The organism is Paraburkholderia nodosa DSM 21604, assembly GCF_000519185.1.
GTDB lineage: Bacteria > Pseudomonadota > Gammaproteobacteria > Burkholderiales > Burkholderiaceae > Paraburkholderia > Paraburkholderia nodosa.
Genome location: NZ_JAFA01000024.1, coordinates 78,966 through 104,946, shown reverse-complemented (window position 1 = coordinate 104,946; position 25,981 = coordinate 78,966). Strand labels below are relative to the sequence as shown.

The 25,981-nt window shown below is 67.5% G+C and carries 23 protein-coding genes; 7 read left to right on the top strand and 16 right to left on the bottom strand.

All coding sequences use genetic code 11. The features are described from left to right. Nucleotides 1-6 precede the first annotated feature (6 nt). The 4 genes from A3CW_RS0129260 to A3CW_RS0129245 all read right to left on the bottom strand — a co-directional run bounded on the left by A3CW_RS0129260 (nt 7) and on the right by A3CW_RS0129245 (nt 3,405). Nucleotides 7-1,584, bottom strand: a complete 1,578-nt coding sequence (locus A3CW_RS0129260; RefSeq protein ID WP_028206726.1) for a serine-rich family protein — start codon at nt 1,582-1,584, stop codon at nt 7-9. A gap of 27 nt (nt 1,585-1,611) precedes the next feature. Beyond that, nucleotides 1,612-2,241: a hypothetical protein gene (locus tag A3CW_RS0129255; protein WP_028206725.1), complete on the bottom strand. Its 630-nt coding sequence runs from the start codon at nt 2,239-2,241 to the stop codon at nt 1,612-1,614. Further along, nucleotides 2,238-2,738: a hypothetical protein gene (locus A3CW_RS0129250; protein ID WP_028206724.1), complete on the bottom strand. Its 501-nt coding sequence runs from the start codon at nt 2,736-2,738 to the stop codon at nt 2,238-2,240. Before A3CW_RS0129250 ends, A3CW_RS0129255 begins: the two co-directional genes overlap by 4 nt. 121 nt (nt 2,739-2,859) lie before the next feature. After that, nucleotides 2,860-3,405, bottom strand: a complete 546-nt coding sequence (locus A3CW_RS0129245) for a hypothetical protein (protein ID WP_051481778.1) — start codon at nt 3,403-3,405, stop codon at nt 2,860-2,862. 548 nt (nt 3,406-3,953) lie between these two features. On the opposite strand from A3CW_RS0129245, the gene A3CW_RS0129240 reads away from it, so the two are divergent. Together A3CW_RS0129240 and A3CW_RS0129235 are read left to right on the top strand one after the other, a co-directional pair. Continuing rightward, the gene (locus tag A3CW_RS0129240; RefSeq protein WP_028206722.1) at nt 3,954-5,339 is read left to right on the top strand and encodes a sigma-54 dependent transcriptional regulator; all 1,386 of its coding nucleotides are present in this window, start codon (nt 3,954-3,956) and stop codon (nt 5,337-5,339) included. A 313-nt stretch (nt 5,340-5,652) separates the two neighbouring features. Further along, a complete protein-coding gene (locus A3CW_RS0129235; RefSeq protein WP_028206721.1) occupies nt 5,653-6,624 on the top strand; it encodes a thymidylate synthase in 972 nt (323 codons plus the stop codon). Nucleotides 6,625-6,720: 96 nt separating this feature from the next. Here A3CW_RS0129235 and A3CW_RS0129230 read toward each other — a convergent pair whose 3' ends face one another. Then, complete coding sequence (locus A3CW_RS0129230) at nt 6,721-9,237, bottom strand: DUF6600 domain-containing protein (protein ID WP_028206720.1); 2,517 nt, start codon at nt 9,235-9,237, stop codon at nt 6,721-6,723. Nucleotides 9,238-9,466: 229 nt separating this feature from the next. Then, nucleotides 9,467-10,189: an ArsR/SmtB family transcription factor gene (locus A3CW_RS0129225; protein WP_028206719.1), complete on the bottom strand. Its 723-nt coding sequence runs from the start codon at nt 10,187-10,189 to the stop codon at nt 9,467-9,469. Nucleotides 10,190-10,404: 215 nt separating this feature from the next. Between A3CW_RS0129225 and A3CW_RS53430 the strand changes: the two genes are divergently transcribed. From A3CW_RS53430 to A3CW_RS0129210, 3 genes are all read left to right on the top strand, one after another. After that, nucleotides 10,405-10,551, top strand: coding sequence for a hypothetical protein (locus tag A3CW_RS53430; RefSeq protein ID WP_169739124.1), 147 nt, complete (start codon nt 10,405-10,407; stop codon nt 10,549-10,551). A 102-nt stretch (nt 10,552-10,653) separates the two neighbouring features. Continuing rightward, nucleotides 10,654-11,709 (top strand): GlxA family transcriptional regulator, encoded by a 1,056-nt coding sequence (locus A3CW_RS0129215; protein WP_028206718.1) that lies wholly within the window; start codon nt 10,654-10,656, stop codon nt 11,707-11,709. 126 nt (nt 11,710-11,835) lie between these two features. Next, entirely contained in the window at nt 11,836-12,339 is a 504-nt protein-coding gene (locus tag A3CW_RS0129210; protein ID WP_028206717.1) for an acyl-CoA thioesterase, read from the top strand. 106 nt (nt 12,340-12,445) lie between these two features. On the opposite strand, the gene fumC is transcribed toward A3CW_RS0129210, so the two are convergent. From fumC to A3CW_RS0129185, 5 genes are all read right to left on the bottom strand, one after another. Then, nucleotides 12,446-13,855 (bottom strand): class II fumarate hydratase, encoded by a 1,410-nt coding sequence (fumC, locus tag A3CW_RS0129205; protein ID WP_035514305.1) that lies wholly within the window; start codon nt 13,853-13,855, stop codon nt 12,446-12,448. A 238-nt stretch (nt 13,856-14,093) separates the two neighbouring features. After that, the gene (locus A3CW_RS0129200; RefSeq protein WP_028206715.1) at nt 14,094-15,770 is read right to left on the bottom strand and encodes a phospholipase D family protein; all 1,677 of its coding nucleotides are present in this window, start codon (nt 15,768-15,770) and stop codon (nt 14,094-14,096) included. 286 nt (nt 15,771-16,056) lie between these two features. Continuing rightward, the gene (gene panS / locus A3CW_RS0129195; protein ID WP_028206714.1) at nt 16,057-17,019 is read right to left on the bottom strand and encodes a ketopantoate/pantoate/pantothenate transporter PanS; all 963 of its coding nucleotides are present in this window, start codon (nt 17,017-17,019) and stop codon (nt 16,057-16,059) included. 263 nt (nt 17,020-17,282) lie between these two features. Next, nucleotides 17,283-18,692, bottom strand: a complete 1,410-nt coding sequence (locus A3CW_RS0129190) for an MATE family efflux transporter (protein WP_028206713.1) — start codon at nt 18,690-18,692, stop codon at nt 17,283-17,285. A gap of 140 nt (nt 18,693-18,832) precedes the next feature. After that, nucleotides 18,833-19,054 (bottom strand): RNA-binding S4 domain-containing protein, encoded by a 222-nt coding sequence (locus A3CW_RS0129185; protein ID WP_028206712.1) that lies wholly within the window; start codon nt 19,052-19,054, stop codon nt 18,833-18,835. 309 nt (nt 19,055-19,363) lie between these two features. Between A3CW_RS0129185 and A3CW_RS0129180 the strand changes: the two genes are divergently transcribed. Continuing rightward, entirely contained in the window at nt 19,364-19,876 is a 513-nt protein-coding gene (locus A3CW_RS0129180) for a hypothetical protein (protein ID WP_028206711.1), read from the top strand. Between the two features lie 168 nt (nt 19,877-20,044). Next, the gene (locus A3CW_RS47935; protein WP_081771857.1) at nt 20,045-22,303 is read left to right on the top strand and encodes an ATP-dependent helicase; all 2,259 of its coding nucleotides are present in this window, start codon (nt 20,045-20,047) and stop codon (nt 22,301-22,303) included. A gap of 34 nt (nt 22,304-22,337) precedes the next feature. Here A3CW_RS47935 and A3CW_RS0129170 read toward each other — a convergent pair whose 3' ends face one another. The 5 genes from A3CW_RS0129170 to A3CW_RS0129150 form a co-directional block, all read right to left on the bottom strand. Then, a complete protein-coding gene (locus A3CW_RS0129170; protein WP_028206710.1) occupies nt 22,338-23,099 on the bottom strand; it encodes a DUF4088 family protein in 762 nt (253 codons plus the stop codon). Between the two features lie 134 nt (nt 23,100-23,233). Continuing rightward, nucleotides 23,234-23,557, bottom strand: coding sequence for an AzlD domain-containing protein (locus A3CW_RS0129165; protein WP_028206709.1), 324 nt, complete (start codon nt 23,555-23,557; stop codon nt 23,234-23,236). Beyond that, nucleotides 23,554-24,282: an AzlC family ABC transporter permease gene (locus tag A3CW_RS47930; RefSeq protein ID WP_081771862.1), complete on the bottom strand. Its 729-nt coding sequence runs from the start codon at nt 24,280-24,282 to the stop codon at nt 23,554-23,556. Before A3CW_RS47930 ends, A3CW_RS0129165 begins: the two co-directional genes overlap by 4 nt. 138 nt (nt 24,283-24,420) lie before the next feature. After that, nucleotides 24,421-25,359 (bottom strand): AraC family transcriptional regulator, encoded by a 939-nt coding sequence (locus A3CW_RS0129155; protein ID WP_028206708.1) that lies wholly within the window; start codon nt 25,357-25,359, stop codon nt 24,421-24,423. Nucleotides 25,360-25,387: 28 nt separating this feature from the next. Further along, nucleotides 25,388-25,879 (bottom strand): CreA family protein, encoded by a 492-nt coding sequence (locus A3CW_RS0129150; RefSeq protein ID WP_028206707.1) that lies wholly within the window; start codon nt 25,877-25,879, stop codon nt 25,388-25,390. Between the last annotated feature and the right edge of the window lie 102 nt (nt 25,880-25,981).

The following is a 25,981-nucleotide window of genomic DNA, read 5'->3' as shown; positions in this document are numbered from 1 at the left end:
CCGTGCTTAGTGGCCGTTGTTCATCGCGGCGATTGCCATGCCGTTGTGCTGCAGGTTGCCGATGCCGCCGGCAATGTTCACGCCGATGTTGCCTTGCGCGCCGGTGAGCGTATTGGCGCCGAGGCTGGCCGTACCCTGGAACTGGCCAGTTGCCGTCATGGCGGCGTTTTGCGAGTTGTTATCCGTCGCGACCATCGCAACCGTCGAGTAAGCACCCGGGGTTGCCGTCGTCACGGAGCCGGCGAGGCTGTTGTTCTGTGCGTTGCCGATGCCCGATGCGACGTTCACGCCGACGTTGCCCGAAACGCTTGCGAGCGAGCCGTCGCCGACCGACGCGTTCAGGTTGAAGTTCTTCACGGTGGCCTTGCCGCTGGAGGCTTGCGTGTTGAAGATCTGCGCGTTGCCGAACACGTTGCCCATGTCGACAGAAGCGAGCGCGACATCGTTGCTTTGTGCGTTGTTGATGCCTTCCGCGATGTTCACGCCGAGGTTGCCTGTCACGCCGGTTGCCGCGTCGCTGCCGGTATTGGCGTCGAGCGTGCCCGCTGCCTGCGTGTTGTAGTGCTGCGTGATCGAGCCCGTGGTGTGCTCGTCGACCGTGTTGAGCGTGTCGCTGACGTTATAGCCCCAGCCGCTGTTCGAGCTCGAGCTCTTCGACGACGAATGCTCATGCGAATCCGCGCTCGTGCTCGACGTGCTGTACGTGTGCGCGTACGTGTCCGAAGAATTCTTCGTCTTCGAGCTCGTGCCGTTCACGCTCGCCGAAAGCGCGGCGCTGGCCGTGCCGTCGGCATGAGCCGTATTGGCCGTGGTCGAGCTGTTGCTCGTGTTCTTGTTGTTGTTCACGGCCCAGGCTGCGCCGACGTTCGTCGTGTCGCTGTCGTTATGCGCGTTGGTCTTCGTGTGCGACGTGCTTTCCGAGCCGCTGAGGTTGATGCCGGCCGAGCCGTTATGCGAGTTGCCGCTGTGCGACCACGATGCGTTGGCCTGGAGGGCGCCATTGCCGCTTTGCGACTTCGTGGACGTGTTGTTGCCTACGCTGTTGTAGCTCGTACCAAGGGCCGCGCTGCCCGTGTCGCTATAGGTGCTCGCGGTCGTGTGGTCGTGCGTGCTGCCGTTGTCGGTCGCGACGTGATAGTCGGCGTTGACGCTGGCGTTGAGCGTCTTGCCGAAGGTCGAGCTGCTCGACGAAGCCTTCGTGGTCGACGCATTGACGTCATGCGTGTGCGACGAACTGCTCGACGAGGACGACATGCTCGAATTGCTCGAGTTCGAATATTTGTAGAACGAGTTCGTGCCGGTGCCCGTCACGCTTGCGTTCGTATTGTTGAACGTCGTCGTGACCTTGCCGCTCACGTAGCTCTGTGCTTGCGGAAGAAGCGTGCCGCCGCTCGTGGTTTGCGTGTTGTTGATGACGGCGCCGGCGGTGCTCGAAACCGAGACGCAGCCGAACAGCGTGACAAAGCCTTCGATGCCGACGTATTGGGATACGCCTGTGGCGTTGAACAGATACGCCGAATTAGCTGCGTGAGCGGAACCTACCGCCGACGCAAGAACTGCCGCTGCTATGAGGGTGCGCTTCATGATTTCGCTCCGATACTGAGTGGTCAGTTAAAAAAGAGTGCCCGCCGGGGGACGGAGCACAAAACTGTTTGCCGTAGCGTTACCGGCGCCGGCCGTCTGGTTCACCTGCACGAGGCCCGTCGCATTCCTGAATGCCGCATTGTCGATGCGTACCTCACGAATACCCCCTGCCTGGACCATTTGCCCCTGACCGCCGTTTTGAGCAGCCGCCGCGGACAGTTCCCCGTCCGAGACCGCCACTACACCAATCGCACCACTGCTGATGAGAGCAGTGTTGCGCTGGATATTGCCCACGCCCGCCGACTGATTCACCATCATTGCGCCGTTCGTGTTCGCAAAAGCTCCTGCACCTATCGTCGCGCTCGCGCCCTTGAGCCGCGCCGTGACGGTGGCGAGCTGGTCGTCGCCGTTCACGTTGATCGACACGTTGCCGGTCGTGATCGTCAGCTGGTTGGCCTGCGCGTTGTCGACACCCGCGGTCTCGTTCACCGTGAGCGCGCCGGTCGTCGAGGTGGCGGCGCCCGGGGCGATGCTCGCCGTCGCGCCGACGCTTACCTGGGCCTGCGCGGCGCTCGCGAAGGCGAGCGCGGCGGCGCAGGCGAGCGCGCTGGGAAGCGCCGTGCGCAACGTGCGTGACGTCTGGATCGAACGGCTCATTTCATGCCTCCCATGGCGCCCGAGAGTGGGGCGAGCGCGCCTGTGATCGTCGAGGAAATCGTGCCGCCGAGACCGGCGCCGATGCCGCCGCTCGCGCCGGCGCCGGCCGCCACGTTCGAGCCGGTCGCGCTGCCCGTGAGAATGCGCGTGAGCGCCTGGACGCCGGCGGTCTGCGCGCTAAGCGCGCCATTCGCGTTCACGCCGCTCGAGCCGTGCGCGTTGGTGAGATCCGTGTCGGTGACGAGCGTCGCCATCGCCGGATCGAAGCTGTTTTTGGGAAAGGTCGTGGCGCGCACGAGCACCGGGTCCTGACTCTTCGGCACGTTGTCGAAGGCGCTGCGCGGCGTGATGTCACGTTCGACGATGACGTCGCCGGGGTTCGTGACCTGCTGGGCGGCCACGCCCGCCGTGACGCTCCCGGCGAGGACGCCGCACAGGGCGGCGGCGACCTGGACCGACCGGCGGCTTGTGCCGCGCGTCGAGTTGCGTGCTCTCATGCTGGTCTCCTCCTGGCCGGAGTCGGCACATGGGCGCCTTGTCCGGTCCTTCTGTCCTGGCTTCGCGCATTCGCCGCGAACCGGACACCGCGCCGCAAGCGGCACGGGTGCTATCTCATCGTTACTTTCTCGTGTAGCTCGCGAGGTTGCCCTGCGCGTTCTGGGTGGCGTCGACGGGGATCGGCAGCGGTGCAGGCGGCGCGATTTCGTCCCAGAGCGTTACGTTGTTGTTGCCGCGCATCAGTTGCGGCGTGGCAGCCACCATCACCATGCCGACGGCGCCGCCGCGCTGGCGCGAAAGCGTCTGGTCGTCCAGAGAGCCGACGCCCGCGAAGACGCCGTCGTTGCCAAAGGCGACGGGGTCGGCCGGGGCGTGGGCGCTGGCGGCCGCGGCGCTGGTCGAGTCTGTGTCGGTTGAGGTGGCGTCGCCGGCCGGCGCGCTCACTTCGAGCGTGGCGGGAACGAGTGCCGCAGGTGTTGCAGGAACGACATCCGGGGCGGCGTTCGCGAGGCTGGCAACCGCGGTTGGCGCGGCAGGCGCATCGTCCACTGTCTGTGCGCGAACACCGGGCGAGAGCACGAGGAGGGCGGCGGGAACGAGCATGGCGGCGCATGCGCTGCCGTAGCTGATGACACTGCGCCGGACCTGCTGGATGTTGAGTCGCATGGCGTATCTCCTGGTGCGAGACATTTAGCGAAACGTGTGCCATCGCCCGCAATCCGTTGATACGCTTCGAACCGCACTATTCTCTGCAAATTTTGAATGGCGGATATTCGCCAAAATGTTTCAGCGCTGAAACGTGAGGCCGTTTAAACCCGTTTGGAATGCGATAGGGTTTCAAAGGAGAACGTTTGCGCGCCGGACGCTTAACTATTGAGAGAAAGGAAACATCCGTAATTATTTCTGCACTGACAAAATGCCGGGAAACTAGTGGAAACATTTCCATCGGTCCCTTATCCATTCCCATTGCATAAATTCTATCCAAGTGCCACGAGGCTATAGTAAGCTTCAGAAAAAGCCGTAATGCCTAAAAGAAAACGCCCGCAACTGGGCAAGTTGACACACACGCCACAACTCGGGGATTCACTGTCAGCAAAAGCATGCGCGTTCACTGTTTTTTTCAGGTACGCGAAAGTCGCTTTTTGCTGCGTGTCTGTACATTCAGGTGCGTGCCGTCATTCCCAAACGATGGTGTTGGCAAGAGGATCTGAATAATGGAACCTGCAACGCGGCAATTGGTGTACGTGACGCGAAAACCGGTCGAAGCGTTGAACGAACGGTTCCACGAGCGTGGCTGGCAGGTGGAGATCGTCGGCAACGCACGGGACGCGCGGCGCGCCCTCCGCGCGGGTATGCCCGCAGGCGGCCTGCTCGATCTCTCAAGCGAATTTCATCTGCATGAAATCGGCTCGTTCGAGCCGTGCCTCACGCTGCCCAACGTCGGCTGGGTCGCGGCGACCACGACGGGGCAACTGCAGGACGCAACGCTGCGCCGTCTGGTGCGCGATTACTGTTTCGATTACGTAACGGTCCCCTGGAACGGCGACCGCATCGTCGATTCCGTCGGCCACGCGTATGGCATGGTTTCGCTCGGCGAAGTCGCCTCGAACGACACCACGGGCGGCACCGAAGGCGAAATGGTCGGCTCGTGCGAGGCGATGCTGGCGCTGTTCCGCTCGATCCGCAAGGTCGCGCTGACCGATGCGCCGGTGTTCATCTCGGGCGAATCGGGCACGGGCAAGGAACTCACGGCCGTGGCGATCCACGAGCGCTCGGCGCGCCGTAGCGCGCCGTTCGTGCCGATCAACTGTGGCGCCATTCCCCCGCACCTGCTGCAGTCCGAGCTGTTCGGCTACGAGCGCGGCGCGTTCACGGGCGCGAGCCAGCGCAAGGTCGGCCGGGTCGAATCGGCCAACGGCGGCACGCTCTTTCTCGACGAAATCGGCGACCTGCCGCTGGAAAGCCAGGCGAGCCTGCTGCGCTTCCTGCAGGAAGGCAAGATCGAGCGCCTGGGCGGTCATCAGTCGATTCCCGTGGACGTGCGCATCATCTCGGCCACCCACGTCGACATGCGCGCGGCGATGGTGGAAGGGCGCTTTCGCCAGGACTTGTATCACCGCCTGTGCGTGCTGCAGATCGACGAGCCGCCGCTGCGCGCGCGCGGCAAGGACATCGAGCTGCTCGCGCGGCACATGCTCGAGCGCTTCAAGAAGGACGGCAGCCGGCGCCTGCGCGGCTTTTCGCCCGACGCCATCGCAGCCCTGCACAACTACAGCTGGCCCGGCAACGTGCGCGAGCTGATCAACCGCGTGCGGCGCGCCATCGTGATGTCGGAGGGCCGTGCGATCACGGCGCGCGATCTCGAACTCGGCGACTACGTCGAGGTGGTGCCGGTCTCGCTCGCCCAGGCGCGCGAAGCCGCCGAGCGCCAGGCCATCGAACTCGCGCTGCTGCGCCACCGCGGCCGCCTGGGCGACGCCGCCCAGGAACTCGGCATCTCGCGCGTGACCCTGTACCGGCTCTTGTGCGCGCATGGCATGCGCCATATGGAAAGCGAGCCGCTAGCGCCGCATCCGGGCGGCCTGGCTTCCGGCGCTTGAGGCGGGTGGGGCTGCTTGAGGTTTGACTGACGCCGATTGAGGCGAGCGGCGCTTTCGTGCTCCGCGCATGGACCGCGCGCCGTCGCTTTTCCCGGCCATTGCCATGGCGTTTCATCTCGCCGCGTCCTGTTGCGCCGCGAGTCTTTCCTTGGGCTCGTCGTAGCCCCTCCTGTGGGCGTTCTGCCCGTGTCCCCGTTGTGTGATGGGCTCGCGCTTTCGGCGCGGCCGACCCGAGACACGCGCGCCGGGTAAAATCCTCCTTTTCCATCCTGAATCCGAACCGGGCGCCACGTGCCCGACGAGGGAACCGCGCATGAAACAGTATCTCGAGCTCGTCCGCTCGATTCTCGACACCGGCACCTGGCAGGAAAACCGCACCGGCATCCGCACGATCAGCCAGCCGGGCGCCATGCTGCGCTTCGACCTGCAGGAGGGCTTTCCGGCGGTGACGACGAAGAAGCTGGCGTTCAAATCGGCCGTGGGCGAGCTGATCGGGTTTTTGCGCGCCTCGCGCAGCGCAGCCGACTTCCGGGCGCTTGGCTGCAAGGTCTGGGACGCCAACGCGAACGAGAACGCCCAGTGGCTCGCCAACCCGTACCGCCAGGGCGCGGACGATCTGGGCGACGTGTACGGCGTGCAATGGCGGCGCTGGCCAGCTTACAAGGTGCTCGACGCCGATGCCGCCGCGCAGCTCGCCGACGCGCGATCGCGCGGCTACGCGCGCGTGGCAGAATTTACCGAGGATGGCCGTCCCAAGGTGCTGCTCTACAAGGCGGTGGACCAGCTGCGCCAGTGCCTCGATACGATCATGAGCAATCCGGCCGACCGGCGAATTTTGTTTCATGGCTGGAATCCGGCCGTGCTCGAAGAGATCGCGCTGCCGGCTTGCCACCTGCTCTACCAGTTCCTGCCGAACCCGACGAAGCGCGAGATCTCGCTGTGCCTCTATATCCGCAGCAACGATGTGGGCCTCGGCACGCCGTTCAACCTGACCGAAGGCGCGGTGCTGCTGCACCTCGTGGGCCGGCTGACGGGCTACACGCCGCGCTGGTTCACGTACTTCATCGGCGACGCGCATATTTACGAGAACCAGCTCGATATGCTCAACGAGCAGCTGCGCCGGGAGCCTTACGCGAGCCCGCGTCTGGCTATCTCCGGGCGCGTGCCCGAGTACGCGAAGACGGGCGTCTACGAGCCGGAATGGCTCGAAAAGGTCGAGCCGTCCGACTTCTCGCTCGTCGACTACCGGCATCACGAGCCGCTTACCGCGCCGATGGCGGTGTGAGGCGCTTGCATTCACGTTAGTGGCCGGTATGACCGCGCCATGAAAAAAGCCCGCGAACGGCGACGTTCGCGGGCTTTTTCGTTGGCGGCGCGGCGATCAGCCGTGGTGGTGATCGTCGTGGCTGTTGCCGCTAGCGCGCTCTTGCGGATGAGGCGCGGGCTGCGGCTGCGGACGCGGTTGGGGCTGCGGCTGCGGGCGGGCCTCCGCGTGCTGCTGCGGCTGGGGCTGGGGCTGCGGATGGAATTCCGGGCGCGGCTGCGGTTGCGGCTGCGGACGGGCTTCCGCGCGCTGCTGCGGTTGCGGTTGCGGCTGCGGGTGGAATTCCGGACGCGGCTGGGGCTGCGGTTGCGGACGGACCTCAGCACGCTGTTGCGGCTGGGGCTGCGGTTGCGGCTGCGGACGGGCCTCAGCACGTTGTTGCGGCTGCGGTTGAGCTTGCACCTGCGGATGGACCTCGGGGCGCGCCGCGGGCTGCTGCGCCGGCCACGCCTCGGCTTGCGGCGGCATCTGCGGGCCATGTTGCGCAGCGGCCGGCTCGGGCATCCGTTGCTGCGGCTGCGGCTGGCCACGCGCCGCGTCGCGCTGCTCCTGCATCGCGACGGCGGCCGGCCTGCCCGCCTCGTTCGCGCCCGGCTGGCCACGCGTGGCCATCGGCGCGTGCGGCTGCGTCCAGGCAGGCTGATGGGCTTCACCGCGCGTCGCATTCGGCGCGTTCATCGCGCCAGGACCAGGCTGGCCGGCTGCGGGCGCGCCGCCTTCGGGCCGGCCCGCAAACTGCGGCGGACGCGGCACGCCCGGCTGGCCATGCTCGGGGCCACGCGGCATGGCGTTGGCGGCCGCGGCGCCCGCTTGGGGCGCGCCGCCAGGCATACCCGGACGGCCGGCTTGCGCCTGCGGGCCCGCCGGCCTGCCGGTCGCGCCGAGCACCGGTGAATGCGGCGGCACGACGCGCACGTTCTGTGCGGGCCACGCGCCATGAGCCGCCGGAGCGAACGGCGAGGAGGGCGCATGCGACGGCGCCGAGACGCGCACCACGGGCGCGCCCGCACCCGGCACTGTGCCGCCGGCGTGAGCGAAGCGCTGCGCGAGGTTGTCGTGGAACGCGGGCGGGGCGACCGGCGCGCGCGTGGCCACGACCTGGCGCTGATTGAGCGTCGCGGGCGGCCGGTAGTCGGCGCGGCGCATGTTGGGCCCGAAGCTGCCCTTCACCGGTGCGATGCCGGGCGTGCCCGGATCGATGCGCGCATTGCGCCATTGCTGCGGATCGACACGTTGCGCGAACCGCGAGACCGGCTGACCGTGGACGAACGCCGTGGCCGGCACAGCTGTCACCGCACCCGGCGCGCGATAGTTCACGTAGGTGTTGTGAACGTTGATATTCGTGATGTTGACGTCGCGCCGGTAATTGTTGACGACGACGGTCTGGTTCACGCGCTCGTAGTAGTGCGGGCTCCAGCCGCCCCAGTGCGGATGCCACGGCTCACCCGGCCCGAGCGCGAACCACGCGACGCCCGCGGCCGCGACGCCGCCTACCGCGAGGTTGACGCCCCAGTCCGTGCCACCGTCGCCGCCGCCCACGAACGCGACCAGCGCCGGCGCATAGACGGGCGGCGCGCTCTCGACGATCGGACCCGGCACCCACGCCCACGAATCGTCGACGTAAGCCCAGCGCCCGTAGTGGTACGGTGCGAAGCCCCAGGGCGCGTCATCGACCCACGTCCAGCCCCACGGCGCCTGCCACACCCAGTGGCCGTCGTGATACGGCGCCCAGCCGGTGGGCACCGAGCTCGGCGTCCAGACTTCGCCGTACTGCGGATCGTTGCGCCACGTGCCGTTGTTGTCGAGGTCCTGGTAGCCCGGGACGTCGCGCGAGACATAGCGCGCCGAGACCGAGCGCTCCTCGGCGGCGTCGCGCGCGAGCGCCCACTGGTCGAAGGCGTCCGGCGGCGGCGCCTGGTCGCTCGCCACCTGCTGCAGGTCGGTGCCGGCGAAGCGGATCTGCTGGCCGGCCGTCATCGGCGTCTGACCGTTTTCGCCGTACACGGTCACGCTCCCGCTGCGCACGGTGACGGTCGTGCTGCTGCCGTCGGGCGCCACATCCACGCGATAGTCGCCGGGGCTCGTCACGCCGAGTGCGAGGTTCGGCGTGTCGATTTCATACGAGCTGCCGGGCGGCACTTCGCGCACACGCGTCGAGAGCGTGCCCTGCGCGACCTTGAGCTGCGCGGTTTGATCGTCGAGATTGAGGACGTCGAGGCTCGTTTGCGCGCCGAGGCGCACCGCTGTCGAGCCGATGTGCAGTTCCGAGCGCCCATTGGCGTCGTTCCAGAGCTGGTCGCCGGTCGTGAGCGGGCGGTTGAGCTGCGCGTATGACCAGTCGCTCGCGCCGGCCGGCTCGGTGGTCACGGCGCCGGCCATGTAGTCCAGACGCGCGACGCGGCTCGGCGGATCGCCGCCCGTGGCGGCGGGGGCGGTCGCGGCTTCGGGCGGCGCCGCCTGCGCGAAGACCGCGGGTGCGGCGGCGAGGTTCAGCGCCGCGAGCGCGGCCAGCGCAAACAGCGTGCGGCGCGAGGTGCGGCGAAACTCGGTGATCGTAGGTGTGCGCGTCGTCATCATTGTTCTCCTGTCGATGGGATTTGGCGTTTTCATGCCGTAGCGTTTAGCGCCATCCCATGCAGGGCACTGTATCCGGCGGGCTTGTTTCCATGCTCACGGATTTGTTAAGGCTTATGCACCAGATGTAACAGAACGTGTGACCGCGGGCGAAACGCGCATTTTTGCACGTGAAATCGGCGATTTTGTCGGGTATTTGTCAGCCAATCAGGCGCGCGCACCCGGTGTTTCAGGCGCCGCCGAGCGCGTCGAACTCGCGCTGTCCCTTGGGCGTGATGCGCAATACGCGCGGGCGGCTCGTGCGCTCGATCCAGCCGTCGTGCGTCCACGAATCGAGCAGCGCCGCGCCGAGTGCGCCGCCCAGGTGCGGCCTGCGCTCGCTCCAGTCGAGGCAGGTGCAGGCGAAGCGCCGCCGCCGCCCGCGCAGCGCCGCCACGTCCACGCCCCAGGCCGCGAGACGCGTCGCGCCCTCGGGCGTGGCTTCGAGCGTGTCGCCGTCGCGCACCAGCAGGCCGCCGTCCACGAGGCGCTCGAACACCTGTACGGCCACTTCGCCGGCCATGTGGTCGTAGCAGGTGCGTGCATGGCGCATCTCGAGCGGCACCGTGCGCGCGGGGCGCGGCGCGGGGCGCTGCGAGGTGACGACGTTGGACACCTGTGCGACGTTCATGAGCGCCTCGATCGCCGCGGCGATCTCGGGCGTGGCGATCCGGTAGTAGCGGTGGCGGCCGCGCACGTCGAGCGCGAGGAGCCCACCGTCGGTCAGGCGTGCGAGGTGGCCGCTCGCCGCCGAAGGCGACAGGCCCGCGATCATCGTGAGTTCGCCCGCGGGCCGCGCGCTGCCGTCCATCAGCGCCCAGAGCATGGCGGCGCGGCCCGGATCGGCGAGCAGCGCGGCAACGCGTGCGAGGCCCGGGAAGTGGCTCGATTCTTCGGTGGCGGGGAGGTTCATGCTGGCTCCTTCATGGCTTGCGATGGCGGCTGACGTCGCCCATACCGTTACTTTAGCGAAATTACGCATTCGACGTTTCAGTCTATGGTGAAGTGTCGATTGCAGCCATTCGATGCTCCGCGACGGGGCCAAAGCATTGGCTGCGGCGGTGCGTACTGCGGCGCGCAGGAGCCCCGCGCTAAAATTGTTTATTCACGCAAATGGCTTGGCCTTTCATGAAACGCTTCCTGGCTCTTTTTGCCGCCGCCGCGCTCGCCGCCTTGTGCGCCGCCTGTGCAGGCGGTTCCGCGCCGTCGTCGAGCAGCGCGAGCGGCATCACGATGTACGGCACGATCGACGAGGGCGTCACGTTCCACAAGTGAGCGGCCAGGCGTCATCTGGCAGTATTTGATGTCACTTTGACCTGACTGCCAAACGCGCGCGTGCGATGATGCGGACACATCGTCAGCATCGAGTTCGCCGCCATGCCGTCTCACCCGCCGTCCCGTGCCGCCGCACGCCATGTCGTGTTCGCCGTCGCGCCCGAGCTCGTGCTGCTCGACGCCTGTGGCCCCGTCGAGGCGTTCTGGCGTGCCGAGCTGGCGATGCGCGCCGCGAGCGGCACAAGCGGCACCAGCGGCACAAGCGGCGGCGAGCCCTGCGCCTACCGCACGACGCTCGCCTCGGTCGCTGGCGGCGTGCTGCCCACCTTCGCGGGCATGCCCATCGTCACCGAGCGGCTCGACACGCTCGACCCCGCCACGATCGACACGCTGATCGTGCCCGGCGTCCCTATCTACGACACTGCGGACGACACCAGCGCACTGCAACCCGAACTCGTCGCCTGGATCGCGGCGGCCGCGCCGCACGCGCGCCGCGTCGCGTCGGTCTGCACGGGCGCGTTCTATCTCGCCGCGGCGGGCCTGCTCGACGGCCGCCGCGCCGCCACGCACTGGCGCAACGCCGCCCAGCTCGGGCGGCGCTTTCCCCACGTTGAAGTCGATCCTGAGCCGATTTTTATCCGCGACGAGCGCGACGGCCGCGTGGTGTGGACGTCGGCGGGTGTCACGGCGGGTATCGATCTCGCGCTCGCGCTGATCGAGGAGGACTGCGGCCATGCGGTCGCGATGCAGGCGGCGCGCCGCCTCGTCGTGTTCATGAAGCGGCCCGGCGGCCAGTCGCAGTTCAGCGAGGCGCTCGCGGCTCAGGCCAGCGCGGGTGCGGAGTTCGACGCGCTGCACGGCTGGATGGCCGCCAACCTGCACGGCGAGCTGAGCGTCGAGCGCCTGGCCGAAGAAGCGCGCATGAGTCCTCGCACGTTCGCGCGCCGCTATGTCGATGCGGTGGGGCGCACGCCGGCGCGCACGGTCGCGGCGATGCGCGTGGAGGCCGCCGCGCATGCGCTCGTGCAGTCGCACCGGCCGCTCAAGCGCATTGCGGTCGACTGCGGTTTCGGCACCGAGCAGAATCTGCGGCGTGCATTCGAGAGGTCCTACGGCGTGCTGCCGCTCGATTACCGGGCGCGATTCGCGGCGAGCTAAAAACGCCGCAGATGGCGTTTCGCAAGCGGCTGCGACCGTCTGTCTTATTGCGCTCGTATAATCGACGCCTCCTTACCCCACCATACGAGCCGCAGTACGCGGCTTTTCGCCATGAGCCAAGCCGAGATGAAGACGCCTACCCAGCCGCTGGACCGTTCGGAAACGACGTTCCGGTTCCTCGCCGAGCCGACTTCGGTGAACTTCGGCGGCAAAGTGCACGGCGGTGCGCTGATGAAGTGGATCGACGAGACGGCCTATGCGTGCGCCGCGGTCTGGTCCGGCCGCTATTGCGTGACGGTGAGCGTGGGCAATATCCGCTTTCGCCGGCCGATTCTCGTCGGCAACATGGTCGAGCTGCGCGCGCGCGTGGTCGCCACGGGCCGCACGTCGATGCACATTCACATCACCGTGCACGCCGGCGACCCGAAGAGCGGCCAGCTGCGCCTCACCACGGACTGCCTGATCGTGTTCGTGGCCGTCGACGAAAACGGCAATCCGATTCCCGTGCCGACCTACGTGCCGGAAACGGACGAGCAGAGGCGCCTCGCGAAGTACGCGCTCGACGTGAAGGAAGCGCTCGACGCGATCGTCGAACTCAAGCCCGAGGAAGTGGCGAAGGGCCAGGTTTGAGCAGGTTTGATACGCAGGCAGGCGGTTGCGGCAGCATGAAAAAGCGGGCGGCGAAGGTGAACTGAACCACGCCGCCCGTTTTGCATTTCAGCCCTGCAAATAGCGCTTATTTCTTCGCGTTGCCCACCATCTCGCCAGGCTTCACCCACTCGTCGAATTGCTGCTCGGTCACGTGTCCCAGCGCGAGCGCGGCGGCCTTGAGCGTGGTGCCTTCCTTGTGCGCCTTCTTGGCAATCTGCGCGGCCTTGTCGTAGCCGATGTGCGGATTGAGCGCTGTCACGAGCATGAGCGATTCGTTGAGCAGCGTGTCGATGCGCGAGCGGTTCGGTTCGATCCCCACCGCGCAGTGATCGTTGAAGCTGAGCGCGCCGTCGGCGAGCATGCGGATGGACTGCAGCACGTTGTGCGCGATCATCGGGCGGAACACGTTCAGCTCGAAGTTGCCGCTCGCGCCGCCCATGTTCACGGCGACGTCGTTGCCGAACACCTGGCAGCAGAGCATCGTCACGGCTTCGGACTGCGTAGGGTTCACCTTGCCCGGCATGATCGAGCTGCCCGGCTCGTTCTCGGGAATCGACAATTCGCCCAGGCCGCAGCGCGGACCGCTCGCGAGCCAGCGAATGTCGTTGGCGATCTTCATGAGGCTCGCCGCCACGGTCTTGAGCGCGCCGTGCGCGAACACGAGCGCGTCGGCGGCGGCCATCACTTCGAACTTGTTGGGCGCCGTGACGAAGGGGATGCCCGTGAGCTTCGCAATGCTTTCCGCCACCTTGTGCGCGAACTGCGGATGCGCGTTCAGGCCCGTGCCCACGGCCGTGCCGCCCTGCGCGAGTTCGTAGAGATGCGGCAATGACGATTCCACGTGCTTGATGCCGTGATCGAGCTGCGCGACGTAGCCCGAGAACTCCTGGCCGAGCGTAAGCGGCGTGGCGTCCTGCAGGTGTGTGCGGCCGATCTTCACGATGTCGGCAAAGGCCTTGGCCTTCGTGTCGAGCGTATCGCGCAGCGTCTTGAGCGCCGGCAGCAGATGCTTGACGATGCCGTAGGCGGCGGCCACGTGCATCGCGGTCGGGAACACGTCGTTGGACGACTGGCCGCGATTGACGTCGTCGTTCGGATGCACCTTGCGCGCCTCGCCGCGCTCGCCGCCCAGAATCTCGCTCGCGCGGTTCGCGATCACCTCGTTGAGGTTCATGTTGGTTTGCGTGCCGGAGCCCGTTTGCCAGACCGCGAGCGGGAATTCACCCGGATGCTTGCCCGCGATGATCTCGTCGGCGGCCTGCATGATCGCGTGCGCCTTGGTCTCGTCGAGCACGCCTAGCGAAAGATTCACTTCGGCTGCGGCACGCTTGATTGTCGCGAGCGCGGTGATGAGTTCCGGCGACTGCTTTTCGGTGGAGATGCGGAAGTTCTGCAGCGATCGCTGCGTCTGCGCGCCCCAAAGCTGCTGGGCGGGCACGGCGATCTCGCCGAACGTGTCGCGCTCCATGCGGACGTTTTCGTTGCTTGCGGTCATTTGATACTCCGGTGATTGAGGCGGCGCCTTGTGCTCGCGTGGCTTGCGCGACGGAGGAGGGCGCCGCTTTCGTGACGGGTTCGGATCCGCGTGGTGGCTAGGCTGCGGGGGCGCTGCGCGTCTCGCGCGACAAATGTGACGCAAGCGGCTTCGCGGCTGGCTCGACGGCGGACGGTACGACGTAAGTCAAGCGCTCTACGTTTTGCGCGCCCGATAGCGGCGTGCGCTCAAAGCCGCTTCACAGCTGGCTATCGACCGGCAACAGCAAGAATAGCCCGGTTAGGACATTTCTGTAGAAACCCGCACCAGGGTCGAGGTTGTAGGTGCGGATCACGCCGTTCTCCTCGTCGGTCCAGACGAGCGGCGAGTTAACCGTCGTGCCTTCGAGCAGCGCCAGTTGCGCGGGCGTAGCGAGCGTCACGTGGTAGCTCACCTGCGGCGAGGTCGCGCGCTTGAACAGGTCGGCGACTTCATGCGCGATCGTCGGACTCTCCACGGTGAGCGCAAGCTCGGTGTTCAGGCGCGCCGAGCGCGGATCGAGATTGAGCGAGCCGATCACGAGCGTGCTTTCGTCGATCACGTAGGCCTTGGCGTGCAGGCTCGCGCGCGAGCGCGACCCGACCACGCCGAAGCGCCGCTCGTCGGCGTGCTCGCCTTGCTGCGGTTTGAACTCGTAGAGCTCGACGCCGGCCTCGAGCAGCGGCACGCGGTAGGGGCTGTAGCCGGCCTGCACCGCGACGGCGTCGGTGGCGGCGAGCGAATTGGTGAGGATCGCCACGCGCACGCCGTGCGAGGTGAGCGCGCGGATGGTCTGCACGCCCGTGTCGTGCGGCACGAAGTACGGCGAGAACACCAGCACGCTGCTGTGCGCCTGATGGATGCGATCGAGCAGCGCGCGCATGGCGTCGCCCAGCTCGCCTTTCTCGGCGCCCGCGATCTTGCCGGGCGAGTCGGCCACGAACGCCCATTTCGCCCAGACGAGCCCGAGCGTGTTGCCCGTGATCTGCTGCGCGAGCGGCGTGGCGTTGAGCGGCTTGGCGTTGTAGGGTTCGGCGCTCTCGCGCCAGTGGCGGCGCAGGTCGTCGCGTGCGGTGTCCAGATCGTGTGCGTCGAACTTCTGATGATTGAGCACGCGCAAGGGGTAGGAGATCGAGCTGTTCCAGTACTCGTCGAAGCTTGCCGAGACGCTTTGCGCGACTGGGCCCGCCGTCAGCACGTCGAGGTCGCGGAAGTCGATCGTCGGGCTTGCGTTGAAATACTCGTCACCGAGATTGCGGCCGCCGACGATCGCCGTTTCGTTGTCGACGATCGTCGCCTTGTTGTGCATGCGGCGCGTGAACTGGTCGACGTTCGTAAAGAAGTTGCGCGTACGCAGGTACATCGATTCGCTCGTGCTGCCGTACGGATTGAACACGCGGATCTGGATGTTCGGATGGCTGTTGAGCGCGGCCATCAGGCGGTCGATGTCGTGAAAATTCAGGTCGTCGACCAGCATGCGCACGCGTACGCCGCGATCGGCCGCATAGAGCGCCGAGCCGAGCAGCAGCTTGCCGGTGGTGTCCTCGTTGGCGATGTAGTACTGCATGTCGAGCGTTTTCGTCGCCGCGCGTGCGAGCGCGACGCGCATCTGCAGCGAGTCGGTGCCGGTGGCGAGCAGGCGGAAGCCCGATTCGTCGGGGTGAGCGGCAACGGCTGCGGCGAGCGCGGCGCCAAGCGGCGTGGCGCTGGCTTGCTGGGCCGGTAGCGCCGCGCTCGTCTCGCGCGGGTAATCCGTGGCGGGCGGGCGCGTTGCGCAACCGCCGACCAGCGCGAGGCAGACGAGCGCGAAGAAGGCTCGAAGCAGGGCTTGCAGCGGGGCGGCCCGCAAGGTCATGCGTTGCGTGACGGCTTCGGATCGGGCGGGATGCGCGGGCAAACGGATTCTCCATGGCGGCGCACCGCATGATGGTTCGTTTTCATTGCACGGCTTCAGGAAGATTCTACGGGAAGCGGCCCGCCTGGCTTGCGGCGGCGGACACGCTGCGTTTGCAAATTCCGGGCCGCATGCACCTGACGTTTGAGCGTGGCCGGAAACGTCCGCGGCGCTTGCCGCGCGACGAGCGGGTTTGCATCAGCGGATGGGGGGCGCACGAAGCCGCGCGCCACAGGAGCGTGTGGCGTAAGCGCCGGGACCCTGGCCTGGCGCCCGGCCACCGCGCCGATCAACCGCGCTCGGGCGACGCGTTCGCGGCGCCTTGTGCGTTGCGCGTGCTGCCGCGCGCCGGCTTGCCGGCCCAGTAGCCCGCGAGCAGCGAGCCCGAGAGGTTGTGCCACACCGAGAAGAGCGCGCCCGGCAGGGCGGCGAGCGGCGAGAAGTAGAGCTTGCCGAGCGTCGCGGCGAGTCCCGAGTTCTGCATGCCGACTTCGATCGCCAGCGTTCGGCACACCGATTCGTCGAAGCCGAGCAGGCGGCCGCCCCAGTAGCCGCCGAGCAGGCCGATGCCGTTATGCAGCACCACCCCGAGCGCGACGAGCGGGCCGACCGTGGCGATGCTTGCGTGCGTGCCGCCCACCACGGCGGCGATGATCGCGAGGATCGACACCATGGAGACGAGCGGCAGCACCGGTTCGACGCGGCGCACGAGCGAGCCCGCGAGACGATTCACGACGAGGCCGATGGCGATCGGCAGGCCGACGATCTGCAGGATGCTCATGAGCATCCCGTGCACGTCGACGACGATCGAGGCGTCGACGTAAAGGCGCGTCAGCAGCGGCGTCGCGAATACGCCGACCAGGGTCGAGAGCGCGCTGATCGTCACCGAAAGCGCGACGTCGCCGCGCGCGAGATAGATCATCACGTTCGATGCCGTGCCGCTCGCCACGCTGCCCACGAGCACCATGCCCGCGGTGAGATCGGGCGGCATGTGCAGCACTTTGGCGATCGCCCAGGCGGCGAGCGGCATGACGAGGTAGTGCAGGAAGATGCCCGCCGCGACCGGCGCGGGCCGCGTGAAGACGCGCTGGAAGTCGGCGAACGAGAGCGTGACGCCCATCGCCAGCATGATGATCATCAGGAGCGTCGTGACGTGCGGCGCGATCGGCGCGACGAGGCCCGGATCGAAGTAGGCCAGCAAGGAAACGAGGACGGCCCAGAGCGGGAAGAGTCGGGTAATCGGGGCAAGCATGAAGGGGTGGTCCGTGAGTGGGTTCGTTATGCGTCGGCGCACGGCAAGCGGTGCCGGGGTGGCCGGCGGCGCTCGCGGGGCGCGGCTGTCTCCAGTCCCATGCAAAGCTCGGCGGGACGTGGCGCTTTAGCGCTTGGTCCCGCCCCATGCAGCGCACTGTTCTTGCCCTCGTGGGACGGACGCCGCTTGCGGCGCCAGGCGCGTATTTTAACCGGTCAAGCCGGTGCGGCCCGGCCGGTTAAGTGAATGCTTCAACCCGCGCTTCAACCCGCGCGGCCTGCCGTGGCGGCGTGAGCCTGCGAGCGCAGGCTCATCCGGTGAAAGCGCCACGTCATGAGCACGGCGACGGTCGTGAGCCCGGCCGCCAGCCCCCACCAGAGCCCGAGCGCACCGAGGCCGAAGCGAAACGCGAGCGCGTAGCCGAGCGGAAAGCCGATGCCCCAGTAGCCGAGCGTGGCCGCGAGCATCGGCACGCGCGTGTCCTTCAGTCCGCGCAGGCAGCCCGAACCCACGGTCTGCGCGCCGTCGACGATCTGGAAGATGGCCGCGACGCCGAGCAGCGTGGCGGCCAGCGAGACCGTGTGCGCGTTGGCCGGGTCGTCGAGATGCAGGTAGAGCCCGACGATCCAGTGCGGCGCCAGCACCATCACGAGCGCCGAGAGCGACATGAAGCCGACGCCGAGTCCGAGCGCGACGAAGCCCGCATGGCGCGCCGCGCGCGGCACGCCCGCGCCGGACCAGTAGCCCACGCGGACGTTGGCCGCCTGGCCGATCGCGAGCGGCACCATGAACGTGACGGACGCCACGTTCAGGGCGATCTGGTGCGCCGCGAGCGGCGTCTCGCCGAGCAGGCCCGCGAGCAGGCCGGTGGCGAGAAAGAGCGTCGCCTCGACCGCATAGGTGATCGCAACCGGCCAGCCGATCGTGAAGAGTTCGCCCATCAGCGGTGCCGTCGGCCGGCGCGCGACGACGAAATGCTGGTGCGAAGGCCGCAGGTGCAGCAGCGCCATCAGTACGAACGCGGTGAGCCACACGGTGATGGTCGTCGCCACCGCCGAGCCGAGAAAGCCAAGGCGCGGCAGGCCCCACGCGCCGTGGATCAGCCCGAAGTTCAGAAAGCCGTTGATGAACACGCAGGCAATCGACACCCACAGCAGGCGCCGCGCCGCGCCGATGGCGGGCAGGAACGAGCGCATGAGCCCCACGCCGATGAGGCTGGCAGGCGCGCCCCAACGCAGCACGGCCGTGTATTCGCCGATGTGATGCGCGAGCAGCGTCGGCTCCCCGAGGGCGCGCAGGATCGGCTCGGCGAACGAGAGCAACGCGAAGGCCGGCATCGAGAGCAGCAGGGACAGCGCGAAACCGGTCCAGTAGATGTGCGGCACGTGGCTTTCGTTGTCGGCGCCGCGCGCCTGCGCGACGCTCACGCTCACCGAGGTGAGTACGCCTTGCAGCACGGTCACCACAACGAAGAACATGTTGGCGCCGAGGCCGCCTGCGGCGAGCGCGTCGGCGCCTAGCGAGCCGAGCAGTACCGTGTCGGTCACGCTCATCGCCATCTGCGAGAGTTGGGCGATCGCGAGCGGCCCGGCAAGGCGGGCGGTGTCGGCCGCATGGCGGCGCAGCGTGGGCGGCGCGGAAACGGCGCGGCGGGAAAGCGTGGTTCGAGTCATGAAAAACAAGCGGCGCGAGCGCGCCGCGTGGCAGGGTTCGTCTGTCAAAACTGAAAGCTTATTGCGAGACAGCAACCTTGTCGATCCAGATGCTCAAATCTGGTGCATGGCTGGCGCCTGCTGGCAAATTCCGGCGGGGTTCACTCGCTCGCCTTGATGGCAATGCGCGTATCGCCGAGCAGCACGGCCTGGCCCGCGCGGATCTTGCACGTCTTGCGCAGCTCGACTTCGCCGTCCACCTTCACCGCGCCGGAGGCGACGATCTGCTTGGCCGAGCCGCCGCTGTCCGCGAGTCCGGTGATCTTCAGGAGGTTGTGCAGTTCGACGTAGTCGCCGGTCAGCGTGAAATCGAGGTTGGGCATGGCAGATTCAAATTCGAAAGGCGTGCGGCAAGCGCGCGAAGGGTGAGCATCATAAGCGATGGCGGGTTCGCGGCAGTGTCTGTCACCGCATTCGGGACATCCAGGGGCCAGATGTTATGAATTCGTCAGTAAATGAAACGTTGAGTAACGTCACGGGACCCCACGGCGATCTTCATACCAAAATGGTTTCACCCGGATCGACAGCGCCGCCCAGGTTTTTCCTGCGCGGCTCCATCGAGCGGGGGCTCGATTGCAGCGGGCTTGCCCACCGCAAAAGCGCCTTCGGAACCACTGCAAAGAGGATACGCCATGACCCAGATCGCCAAGCTGCTCACTGCTACCGCCGCTTTTGCCACCGTGACCACTGCCGCCGTATTCGCGCAGGGCGCGTATGCCCAAAACGCGACCCAGGGCGCGACACAGGCCGGCGAAGCCCCAACGATGGCGCCTTCCGGCGCACCGGCCATGGTGCCGGGTGCCGTCCCGGGCCAGATGACCGGCCATGCGTCGAGCCAGGCGCCGGCGGCCGCGGGCATCGCGCAACCCGCGCCCGCGCCGCAGGCCCTGACCGCACCGCAGTCCGCCGACCCGCTGGTGCAAAAGCGCGACGCGAACGCGGCGGCGAATGCCGAATACCGCAGCGCGAAGAAGTCGGCGAACGCCGAGTACGGCGACGCGAAGAAGCAGGCGAAGTCGCAGTACAAGGCGCAGGTGAAGGACGCGAAGATCAACCACAAGGCCGACCGTCAGGCCAACGACTCGGAAATGAAGGACCAGATGAACGGCATGTCGGCCCAGCAGCAGGGCGGCCAGTCGCAGTGACGAGCGGCTGATGCCGATGGCGCCCGCGCCTTCTGGGGCGCGGGCCTTGACCAGGGCTTGTAAGCGGCGGCGTCCGGCAACGGGCGCCGCCGCTTCGCTTGGTGGCTCCCTGGCGATGATGGCGGCGAAACGCGCCGCGGCGTTGTCGTTAAATCCCGCCAGATCGCCATGGAATCAGGCGCTTGCGGATGCGGGGTGTATGGATATACAGTATGCGTCGCTCCTTCCCGATTCGCCACGTTCATCGTCCCAGCGCCCGCCGTGTCCACCGTTTCCGTTGCCGATTCCTCAGCCTCCGATGCCAGCCAGGCGCGCGCCGAAACGGCCAATGCCGTTACCGCGTGGCTCGCGAAACTCAACGATGCGCAGCGCGAGGCCGTCGAGCACGGCGGCGAGGCGGGCTATGCGCCGGGTTCGGCGCTGCCGGGCCCGCTGCTCGTGATCGCGGGCGCAGGGTCGGGCAAGACGAATACGCTCGCTCATCGCGTCGCGCATCTGATCGCGGGCGGCGCCGATCCGCACCGCATTCTGCTGCTCACGTTCTCGCGGCGCGCCGCGCAGGAAATGACGCGGCGCGTGGCGCGCATCGCCGCTAGCGCCCCGGGCGCGGCCGCCGTGCTCGCGCAGGGGCTCACCTGGGCGGGGACCTTTCACGGCGTGGGCGCGCGCCTGTTGCGCGAGTACGCGGATCACATCGGCCTGTCGCCGGCGTTCACGATCAACGACCGCGAGGATTCCGCGGATCTCATGAATCTGGTGCGCCACGAACTGGGTTTCTCGGCGAAGGAAAAGCGCTTCCCCTCGAAATCGACTTGCCTCGCGATCTATTCGCGCGCGGTCAACACCGGCGATTCGCTCGCCAGCGTGCTCAACCGTTCGTTCTCGTGGTGCCTCGAATGGGAGCCGCAACTCCGCGTGCTGTTCGCGTCGTACGTGGACGCCAAGCAGAAGCAGAACGTCCTCGACTACGACGACCTGCTGCTCTACTGGGCGCACATGGCCGCGGAGCCGGCCATTGCCGCCGATCTCGCGGGCCGCTTCGACCATATCCTCGTCGACGAATACCAGGACACCAACCGCCTGCAGGCCTCGATCCTGCTCGCGCTCAAGCCCGACGGCCGCGGCCTCACCGTGGTCGGTGACGACGCCCAGGCAATCTATTCGTTTCGCGGCGCGACCGTGCGCAACATTCTCGACTTCCCCGCGCAGTTCGACCCGCCCGCGCGTCAGGTGACGCTCGAGCGCAACTACCGTTCGACGGCGCCGATCCTCGCCGCCTCGAACGCCGTGATCGACGCCGCCGCCGAGCGCTTCACCAAGAACCTGTGGACCGAGCGCCCCTCGCAGCAGCGCCCGCGCCTCGTCACCGTGGCCGACGAGGCAACCCAGGCGCGCTACGTCGTCGAGCAGGTTCTCGAGGCGCGTGAAGCGGGCATGAAACTCAAACAGCAGGCCGTGCTGTTTCGCGCGGCGCACCACAGCGCGACGCTCGAAATCGAACTGGCGCGGCGCAATATCCCGTTCGTGAAGTTCGGTGGACTGCGTTTTCTCGACGCCGCGCACGTGAAAGACGTGCTGGCGGTGCTGCGCTGGGCCGAGAATCCGCTCGACCGTGTGGCGGGGTTTCGCGTGACGCAATTGCTGCCGGGCGTCGGGCCCGCCAACGCCGCGCGCCTGCTCGACCAGGTGGCCGCGTGCACGGGCGCGTATCGCGCCGCCGAGGCGCTCGCGGCTTTCGCGCCGCCGCCGCGCGCGGCCGAGGACTGGCCCGCGTTTGCGTCGCTCATCGACAGCCTCTCGATGCGCTCGACGCCGTGGCCCGCCGAATTCGAGCGCGTGCGGCGCTGGTACGAGCCGCATCTCGAGCGCAATCACGAAGACGCCCAGGTGCGTCTCGCCGACTTGTTGCAGATGGAGAGCATTGCGAGCACCTACGCCTCGCGCGAGCGTTTTCTCACCGAACTCACACTCGATCCGCCGGACGCGACGAGCGCCGAATCCGCCGATCCGCTGCTCGACGAGGACTATCTGATCCTCTCGACGATCCATTCGGCGAAAGGTCAGGAGTGGCGCAACGTGTTCGTGCTCAACGGCGTGGACGGCTGCATTCCGTCCGATCTCGGCGCGGGCAGCGACGAGGAGCTGGAGGAGGAGCGGCGGCTGCTCTATGTGGCGATGACGCGCGCGAAGGAGGATCTGCACATCGTCGTGCCGCAGCGCTTTTATGTGCACAACCAGGTGGCGTCGGGCGACCGGCACGTGTGGGCCTCGCGCACGCGCTTCATCGCCACGCCCATGCTGCCGCTGTTCGAATCCCGCGCGTGGCCGCCCGCGCCCGTGGCGAGCGCGCCGAGCGCGGCGGGACTCGCCGCAGCCGCGCAGGCGAAGGTCGAGATCGCCGCGAAGCTCAGGAAGATGTGGGATTAGGGGCGCGCGCCGTTTTCAGGCGGCGCGCCATTGCTTAGCGCCGTTGCTCGCGCGCGGTGCCGCGCTGCGGCGGCATGAAGAAGTTGCGCATCCACGCGGCAAGGCGCGTGAACATGTCGTCGGGCTCCTCGACGAAAATCTCGGGCTTGAGCAGGCGCAGATACTCCATGATCTGTTGCGCTTCCTGCTTCTGGAACACGCCATGCGTGACGCCGAGCCTCAGCAGCCCGCGCAGTTCGCCCAGACGCTCGCGCGCCGCGCTGCCGCTAGCCTGTTCACAGCCAATCTTCGCTTCGTACACACGCTGACGCAGCGACTCGGTGAGGCGCCACGCGGGCGTCTGCATCGACTCTTCGAGCGCCTGGATATCCTGCACGCCCGACTTGATCTGCGCCGCCAGCGGATCGACCAGCGAGTCGTCGCCCTGGGCTTCGCTCACGATGGCGGCCGCCCAGTCGCGGCACTGCTTCGAGAGTTCGTCGGGCGTCCACTCGGGCCGCGACGCGAAGCCGAAACCGAATTCGCCCGCCTGACGCATCAGGATCGAGACGACCTCGGGGAATTCCTTGTCGAGCGTGCGCTTGGCCCACGCGTACTGGCCGCCTTGCAGGAGCCGCTGCACGGCGTGCTCCGTGAGCGGCGTCATGTTGTCGAGCAGCTTCGCGCGCAGGTAATCCTCGAATTCCGGCGTGGCGAACTGCGGGTCGAGTTTGAGCGAGACGCGCAGGAACGCGTCGAAATCCTTGCGCAGCGACGCAAGCGTTTCGTCCTTCAGGTTGAGGGTGATATGCCCCATTGTGGTTGCCCCGGTGTAATCCTTATCGCTTCTCGCGTGCTCTCGCCGTTCGAGCAGTGGCCTGCCAGAGCAGGCCCTGACGGGTTTAACGGCGCTCCGGGGTGAAACTTGAGCGTAAGGTGCGAGAGGCGGCTCTAGCGCAGGACGACGCCTTGCCAGAGGAAGAACACGCCGAGCCCGACCGCGATGGTGAGGAGCGGGCGCTTCGTGAGCGCGCTGACGATGATCGCCGCGAGCGCGCCGACGAGCTGCGGGTTGCGCCAGGTCAGCTCGGCGCCCTGGCCGTGGGGCGACACCGCCATCGGCACGATGATTGCCGTGAGCACGGTGACGGGCACGAAGCCGAGCGCGGTGCGCACGAGCGGCGGGAACACCAGCCGGTCGCCGAGCACGAACACCGCAGTGCGTATGACCAGGGTGATGAGGGCCATGCCGAGAATCAGGACGACGTAGTTCATTGCCCGGCTCCTGCGGTGCGTTGGACGTTGGGGGACTTGCGGGAGGACTCGCTGGCGGCGCGGGCGCCGCGCGAGGAACCTGGGCGCGAGAGCACGACACCCACGACCACGCCAGCGAGCACGGCGCCGAGCAGCCCGAGCTTGTACGGCCAGCCCTGCCAGAAAAAGGCGAGCGCGCCCGCAGTCGCGGCGGCGGCGAGGTAGCGCAAGGCAACGAGCTGCGGCACGACGATGGCGATGAAGGTCGCGACCATGGCGAAGTCGAGGCCGAGCGACTGCAGACCCGGGAACGCCGCGCCGAACAGCAGGCCGGCCGCGGTCCAGAGTTGCCAGTTCAGGTACATCGAGAGCCCCGAACCGAGGAAATGCCACGGCGAAACGTCGTCGCCGGGCGGATGTCGGCGGAAATGCGCCCACGCGACGGCGAAGACCTCGTCGGTGAGCAGGCCGCCGAGCACGAGACGCCAGCGCAGCGGCAGGTGCGAGACATAAGGCGCGAGCGTCGCGCTGTAGAGCACGTGCCGCAGGTTCACGATGAACGTGGTGGCGAGAATCACCGCGAAGCTCGCGTGCGAGGCGATCAGCCCGAGCGCGATGAACTGCGCCGAGCCGGCGAACACGGCGAGCGACATGAACTGGCCGTGCCAGAGCGAAAGCGGGCCCGAGGTGACGAGCGTGCCGAAGATCACGCCGAAGGGCGCGGCGCCGATCATCATGGGGATCATGTCGCGCGCGCCGGCGATGAATTCGGCAAGGCGGTTGGGATGCGTGGTCAAGCTGTCCTCCTGATACAAGGGGACAGCATAGCGGGTGGTCTTACGCGTGGCTTGTACGTTCTTGCGGCGGAACGCGGGCTCGCGCGTTCAGGACGATTGCCAGCGCCCCGGCGGCACGCCGAACATGCGCCGAAAGTGCCGCGTGAAATGGCTCTGGTCGGTGAAACCGCTCGCCGCGGCGACATCGGCGACCGTGGCGCCGTCGCGCAGCGGGGCGAGGGCGCGTTGCAGGCGCAGCTGGGTACGCCAGGCGTGCGGCGGCAGTCCGGTCGCCTGCGTGAAGAGCCGCGTGGCGTGAAACGGCGAAAGGCCCACCGCCTGGGCGAGATCGGCCACGCGCAGCGGCGTGGCGAGATCGGCGGCGAGGAGCGCCTTCATCGTTTCCACGCGCGGATCGTTCGGACCGTGCCTGAGCGCCGCCTCGCGCGTGCGGCCGTAGCGCGTGAGCAGCGTCGAGAGCGCGTCGAGCAGCGAGCCTTCCACGGCGAGCAGATCGGCACACGGCGCCGGAGTAGTGGCTCCGCCGGAACGCGCGGGGAGCGCCGCCACGCCAGCCGAACTGGCGCTCGTGGCGGATTCCGGCACGGCCGCGGCGCGCCGCCAGTCGGCGTCGGCTTCCAGCAGCCGGTGAGCGCGCGAGAGCCGATGCGCGAGATCGAGATCGTGGATCACCTCGGCGTCGAACCACGGCAGCGGCTGCGTGCGCCCGGCGATTTCGCCGGCGAGGTCGTGCAGGAAGTCGATCGGCACGTACATCACCCGATAGCTCCAGCCTTCTTCGACGGCGCGCGAACCCGTGTGCAGCTCACCCGGATTGATCACCGGCACGCTGCCCGTCGCGGCGACATGCTGCGCGCCGCGATAGCGAAAGCATTCCGCGCCGCCCTCGATCACGGGGATCGTGTAGGCCTCGTGCCAGTGCGGCGCGAACGTATGTTCGTTGTATTCGGCCGTGACGAGATCCGCGCCGGGCAGAAGCGGCGTGCGCCAGTAGCGGGCGGAGTCTCGAAAACGGGAATCGGTCATGGTGGAGGATCCTGCACGGATCCCCAGTTTAGCGCAGCGGAATCGTCGTGCCCGCCGGCACCGGCACGGCCGTGACGCTGTTCTTGGCGCTGCCGCTCACCACGCGGTCGCTGTAGGTCAGGTACACGAGCGCATTGCGCTTCGCGTCGACCACGCGCACGACGTGCAACGTCTTGAAGAGGAGCGACATGCGCTCGTTGAAGACGTCGGCCTGCTGTTTGAGCGGGCCTGCGAACGAGATCGGCCCGACCTGCCGGCACGCGATCGACGCCTCGGTCGGATCTTCCGCAATGCCGAGCGTGCCCTTCACGCCGCCCGTGCGTGCGCGCGAGACGTAGCAGGTAATGCCTGGCACCTGTGGATCGTCGTAGGCCTCGACCACGACCTTGTCCGAGCCGGTCACGCGGAAGTTGGTGTTCACGCTGCCGATCTGCTCGGCGTGGGCGGCGGCGCAGGCGACGAGGCTCGCGCAGGCGAGCAGCGGGCGCGCGAGGCGAGCGGCAAGGCGGGTGGATTTCATGCGGATTCCCGAAGATGACGAAGCGACATTATCGGTGAGGGCGGCGTGCGCCACGCGCGCACCAAAAGAAAAAGGGGTTGCGTGCAAACACGCAACCCCTCG